Below are 527 nucleotides of genomic sequence, written 5' to 3'. Positions count from 1 at the left end.
TTTGTGTCCAGCGTAAGCATTCTTCTGTTCAGTTTGTGAAATTTGATTTGCGTGAACTGTCGATTCCGGTAAGCGACTAGGTTCCTGCTGTGGGGCCGGCCTGAGCCGAAGGGCGGTCTCAGGCCTCGAATTGAAGCCTCGCCAAAAAACGTGCGAGTCTTCAATTCGTCCCCGATAATTGTCGGTTGTTGGAAGTTCGTCAACAACCGACAATTATCGCGACACAGCATACACCTAGTCGCTTACCTACATCTCACATTGCGCAATTCGGTACCATTGCAGCGCATCTCAAACGCTTAACTGAACGACTTGCAACAGTATCACAACGACTGACGTTGAGTCGACAAACGCTAAAGCTGATCAACAATCGATGTCTCGTCATCGTGACGGACAAGACGTCGATCTATTCTGAACGTTGACTTAATGCGCTCGAGCGGACTGTGACACAATGCTGTAACGTTATCGTTTAATGTTTACTGAGATGTTCGCGATTGTCAGCGTACGACAGTTTAGCCCTTCATGATAAA

General features: G+C 47.6%; 1 protein-coding gene. It reads left to right on the top strand.

The window, feature by feature from the left end; translation table 11 throughout:
* Positions 1 to 185: 185 nt before the first annotated feature.
* Positions 186 to 419 (top strand): hypothetical protein, encoded by a 234-nt coding sequence (locus JCM2765_RS17370; protein WP_156301855.1) that lies wholly within the window; start codon positions 186 to 188, stop codon positions 417 to 419.
* Positions 420 to 527 lie beyond the last annotated feature (108 nt).

The sequence above is a fragment of the Secundilactobacillus similis DSM 23365 = JCM 2765 genome (assembly GCF_001311075.1).
Classification (GTDB): Bacteria; Bacillota; Bacilli; order Lactobacillales; family Lactobacillaceae; genus Secundilactobacillus; species Secundilactobacillus similis.
The sequence above is the reverse complement of the archived record's forward strand: the minus strand, read 5'-3'. Positions and strand labels throughout refer to the sequence as shown.